The sequence below is a fragment of the Actinomycetospora sp. genome (assembly GCF_055612215.1).
The window spans coordinates 1-4571 of record NZ_JBVPVA010000582.1 but is presented as its reverse complement, the minus strand read 5'-3'; the positions used below and the strand labels follow the sequence as shown (position 1 = coordinate 4571).

Annotated in this window: 6 protein-coding genes; 3 read left to right on the top strand and 3 right to left on the bottom strand. The window is 73.3% G+C overall.

Annotated elements, in window-relative coordinates; genetic code table 11:
* The first annotated feature begins 50 nt into the window (after positions 1-50).
* Positions 51-701, top strand: coding sequence for an MT-A70 family methyltransferase (locus AC0CYZ_RS16000; protein WP_472217045.1), 651 nt, complete (start codon positions 51-53; stop codon positions 699-701).
* Positions 702-821: 120 nt separating this feature from the next.
* Positions 822-1049, top strand: coding sequence for a helix-turn-helix domain-containing protein (locus AC0CYZ_RS15995; protein WP_472217043.1), 228 nt, complete (start codon positions 822-824; stop codon positions 1047-1049).
* A 21-nt stretch (positions 1050-1070) separates the two neighbouring features.
* Here AC0CYZ_RS15995 and AC0CYZ_RS15990 read toward each other — a convergent pair whose 3' ends face one another.
* From AC0CYZ_RS15990 to map, 3 genes are all read right to left on the bottom strand, one after another.
* Positions 1071-1592 carry an ester cyclase gene (locus tag AC0CYZ_RS15990; protein WP_472217041.1) on the bottom strand — a complete coding sequence of 174 codons (522 nt, stop codon included), beginning with the start codon at positions 1590-1592 and terminating at the stop codon, positions 1071-1073.
* 64 nt (positions 1593-1656) lie between these two features.
* Positions 1657-2526 (bottom strand): MBL fold metallo-hydrolase, encoded by an 870-nt coding sequence (locus tag AC0CYZ_RS15985; RefSeq protein ID WP_472217039.1) that lies wholly within the window; start codon positions 2524-2526, stop codon positions 1657-1659.
* Positions 2527-2566: 40 nt separating this feature from the next.
* Positions 2567-3346 (bottom strand): type I methionyl aminopeptidase, encoded by a 780-nt coding sequence (gene map, locus AC0CYZ_RS15980; RefSeq protein WP_472217037.1) that lies wholly within the window; start codon positions 3344-3346, stop codon positions 2567-2569.
* Between the two features lie 215 nt (positions 3347-3561).
* Between map and budC the strand changes: the two genes are divergently transcribed.
* Positions 3562-4332 (top strand): meso-2,3-butanediol dehydrogenase, encoded by a 771-nt coding sequence (gene budC, locus AC0CYZ_RS15975; RefSeq protein WP_472217035.1) that lies wholly within the window; start codon positions 3562-3564, stop codon positions 4330-4332.
* The last annotated feature ends 239 nt before the right edge of the window (positions 4333-4571 follow it).

Sequence of the window (4571 nt, the reverse complement as noted above, 5' to 3'; positions counted from 1 at the left end):
ACCCCGGGTGCGCCGCCGACCGGCCCCGGCGCGCGCCGCGGGCCGAGCCGCTGCGCGTCGACGTCGCGCCGCTGCAGGCGGCGCCCCTGCCGCGCACCGGCGGCGGCTGGTCGTGCGTGTACGCCGACCCGCCGTGGCGGTTCTCCAACCGCACCGGGAAGGTCGCGCCGGAGCACCGCAGGCTCGACCGGTACGACACGATGACCGCGGGCGAGATCGCGGCGCTGCCGGTGGCCGACGTCGTCGCCGACAACGCGCACCTCTACCTCTGGGTGCCGAACGCGCTGCTCCCCGAGGGCCTGGCCGTGATGCAGGGCTGGGGGTTCCGCTACGTCTCCAACCTCGTGTGGGCCAAGCGCCGCAAGGACGGCGGGCCCGACGGGCGCGGTGTCGGCTTCTACTTCCGCAACGTCACCGAGCTCATCCTGTTCGGGGTGCGCGGGTCGATGCGCACGCTCGACCCGGCCCGCCGGCAGGTCAACATGATCGAGACGGTCAAGCGGGAGCACTCCCGCAAGCCGGACGAGGCCTACGAGCTCATCGAGGCCTGCTCGCCGGGTCCGTACCTCGAGATGTTCGCCCGCTATCCGCGGGCGGGCTGGACGGTCTGGGGCGCGGAGGCGGACGAGGAGGTGGCCCCCCGCGGGCGGCAGTACCCGGCCTATCGCGGAACGCCCGCGACGCAGGACGGACACGGATAGTCACCCTCTCGTGGGTATCTTGACCACGCAGCGTCGTTTCAACGAAAGATCTGACCGTTTGACCGCCCGGTAACCCCATATGGTGGCGCTCCCCGACCACTCTTGGTGAGAATGTGCCGTATGGCGAAGACCCCCGATCTGGCGCGCAACCAGCGGGTGACGGGTCCCGAACGCGAGAAGCTCTCCGGGGAGCTGCTCAAGCGGTACCAGCGGGGCCAGAGCATCCGCGAGATCTGCTCCGAGACCGGCTACAGCATCGGCCGCGTGCGGCGACTCCTCGTCGACGCCGGCGTCGAGTTCCGTGGCCGCGGCGGGACCCAGGGACGGACCCGCAAGAAGACCGACTGAGCGCGGTCCTCCCGCACTCGCTCAGGGACGCAGTCGCGCGAGCAGTCCCGACCCGCGGCGCAGCGCGACGTCGACCCGCGACCCCTGCGCCGGCGCGAGGCCGACCTGCCGTGCGAGCTGCAGCTGGTCGAGGACCACGAAGTCCGACGTGATGACCCCGTCGGCCACCGTCACGTGGTCGACGCCGTCGAGATCGATCCGTGCTCCGCTCGCGGCCACCCCCGCCCACGCGGTGCCGGAATGCGTGCCCGTGAGCGTCCAGCGCACGAAGACCGTCCCGTCCTGCTCGGCCATCGCCTGCATCGTCACCGTCAGGTCCGGGACCGCGGCGAACAGCCCGTCCCAGAAGCGCAGGATCTCCTCGACGCCCCGGTGGGTCGCGTCGGGCAGCCGCAGCCGGGTCTCCGCGGACAGGACCGCCCGCAGCGGTGCCGAGGAGTGGGTGTTGACGATGTCGAACACCCAGCGCATCACCTCGCCGGGCGAGGCGTCCGCACCCGGCGGGGTCGGGGCGGGCGGACCGGCGGACGGACGGGACGGCATGGACGCGGACCCTAGCGGCGTGATCGTCGGAAGGCAGGGTCACGCGTGTCCGGGGACGGCCGCCTCAGCCGGCGGCGGGGTCGGCGGCGACCAGGATCGAGCACTGCCCGAAGACCGCCTCGCGCACCTCGTCGTCGTCGCAGTCGCGCTGCACGCGGAACTCCACGGTCCGGTCGCCGGAGACGAGCCGGTCGAAGGCGTCGGCGACCTCGCGCAGGTACCGCGGCTCCCCGATCGCCCGTCCGAAGTGGCACATGCACACGAGCGAGACGTCCGCCTCCAGGGCGGCGAGCCGGGCCGTGGAACGGGCGAAGTCGGCGACGTCGGACTCGGCGAGCTGGGCGTAGATCGGGCCGGTGTTGAGGGTGTCGCCGCCGAAGAGCAGGCCGTCGCGGTCGTCGAGGAAGCAGACCGAGTCCGGGCTGTGTCCGGGGGTGTGGAGCACGGACAAGGTGCGGCCGCCGAGGTCGAGGACGTCCCCCTCGCGCAGCGGCACCGGCGTCGGTCCTCGGGGCGGGCCGGGACGGACCCAGGCCTCGGCGTCGAAGTCCGGCGGGAGCTCGCGGGGATCGGAGTCGTCGGTGAGCAGGTGGAAGAAGCGCCGGTCGAGGTCGCGGTAGGGCCTGGCGGCCTCGAGGAGGGCCCGGGTGTACTCGAGGTACGAGGCGCGCACCGCGGGCGCGGCGCCGGCGGCGAGCAGCGCGACGCCGAGCTCGTGGATGGCGACCGCGTCGAACTCGGCGTTGCCGCCGGTGTGGTCGAAGTGGTGGTGGGTGTTGACCGCCTCGACCGGCATCCCGACGGCGGCCTCGGCGACCGGCCGGATCGGGGCGACGCCCAGCCCGGTGTCCAGCAGCACCGCCCGGTCCCGGCCGGCGACGAGCCAGCTGGTGACGTGGGTCGGCTCGGCGACGAGCCAGACCCCGGGGGACACCGGCCGCACGTGGAACCAGGAAGCACCAGGGCTCACTCGGTCAGGCCTCGGTGAGGATGCGCGGCCCGTCCGGGGTGATCGCGATGGTGTGCTCGACGTGCGCGGCGCGGCTGCCGTCGGCGGTGCGCAGCGTCCAGCCGTCGGGGTCGTGGCGGTAGTCGTCGCTGCCGCCCGCGTGCAGCATCGGCTCGATGGCGATGACGAGCCCGGGCCGCAGCTTGAGGCCCTTGCCGGGGCGGCCCTCGTTGGCGACGTGCGGCGGCTCGTGCATCGCGCGACCGACGCCGTGGCCGCCGTGGTCGGCGAGCATCCCGTAGCCGGCGGGGCGGGCGACGCCGGCGACCGCGGCGCCGATGTCGCCGAGCGTCTTGCCGGGCCGGGCGGCGGCGATGCCGGCGTAGAGGGCGCGCTCGGTGGTGTCGATCAGGGCGAGGTCGGCCGGGTCGGCGGCCTCGGCGGGTCCGACGACGTAGCTGATCGCGGCGTCCCCGCACCAGCCGTCGACGAAAGCGCCGATGTCGACGCTGACGAGGTCGCCCTCCGCGAGGCGGTAGGAGCCGGGGATGGCGTGCACGACGGCGTCGTTGACGCTCGCGCAGATCACGCCCGGGTAGGGCGAGGGCGCGAAGTGCGGGTGGTAGTCGAGGAACGCCGGGGTGGCGTCGTGGCTGCGCATGACGTCGTGCGCGGCGGTGTCGAGTTCCTTCAGCGTGACGCCGGGGGCGCTGGCGGCCCGGCAGGCCTCGAGGCAGCGCGCCACGACCCGTCCGGCTTCCCGCATCACGTCGATCTCGGCGGGGGTCTTCAGCTCGATGGTCACGTGGCGCCTCACCACCGCGACATTAGCCCGAGCACCGGCCCGACGTGAGGGGGCGTGACCAGGAGCGGGCGGCCGTCGAATCACACCCCTGTAGTTCATCCCCACTGTGGACAACCCCTGGGGACAACCCGGTGGCTGTGACCCGGATCGTCCGGTGACCCCGACACGACGGGGTATCCGCCGGGGTCCGCAGGTCCCGAACCCGAGGAGTACCCGTGCCCGCAGGCCGCTTCAGCGGAAAGGTCGTCATCGTGACCGGGGGCGGCTCCGGCATCGGCGCCGCGACCGCGCACCGCTTCGCCGCCGACGGCGCGACCGTCGTCATCACCGGTCGCTCGCAGGACAAGCTGGACGAGACGCTGGCCGACGCCCCCGAGGGCTCCACCGTCGTCGCCCGCACCGCGGACACCTCCGACGAGGCCGCGATCACCCACCTGGTCGACGAGGTCGCCCGGGAGTACGGCCGGCTCGACACGCTCGTCAACAACGCCGCCGTCGCCCGGCCCGGCACGGTCACCGACCTCGACGCCGACACCTGGCGCGAGGTCATGTCGATCGACGTCGACGGCGTCTTCTACGCCTCGAAGGCCGCGCTCCCGCACCTGACGGCGACCCACGGCAGCATCGTCAACGTCGGATCCGTCTCCGGCCTCGGCGGCGACTGGGGCATGGCCGCCTACAACGCCGCGAAGGGCGCCGTGGTCAACCTGACCAACGCGATGGCGCTCGACCACGGGGCCGACGGCGTGCGCGTCAATGCCGTGCACCCCAGCATCACCGAGACCGACATGAGCGCCGGCCTCCGCGAGGACGACGACCTCCTGGCCAAGTTCCGTGACCGCATCCCGATGGGCCGCCCGGCCGAGCCGGCCGAGGTCGGCGACGTCATCGCCTTCCTGGCCAGCGACGACGCCCGGTTCGTCAACGGCGCGCACCTGCCCGTCGACGGCGGGCTCGGCGCCTCGAACGGCCAGCCGCGCATGTAGGTGCGCTCCGCGCTCGTGAGCACTTTTCCGCGCTATGGAGCCTGTCGGGATTTGCTGTTCGGTGCGGCTGCGTCTCGGTGGTTGCGGTGTTGGGCTGGGGGGGTGTCGCCAGTCGGGATCTGATGGCAGGTCGCGGCGCCCGTCCGGGCGCCGCGATCGTCCGTTTCATCCGGTGGCGGCGTGGAGTTTGAGCAGGTTGTGGGCGGTGGCGATCAGGGTGAGCTCGCTGCGGACCGCGG

Bases quoted from the DNA above. Each gene is read 5' to 3' on its own strand.
- AC0CYZ_RS15995 (WP_472217043.1), top strand. From the start codon at position 822: ATGGCGAAGACCCCCGATCTGGCGCGCAACCAGCGGGTGACGGGTCCC.
- AC0CYZ_RS15990 (WP_472217041.1), bottom strand. From the start codon at position 1,592: ATGCCGTCCCGTCCGTCCGCCGGTCCGCCCGCCCCGACCCCGCCGGGT.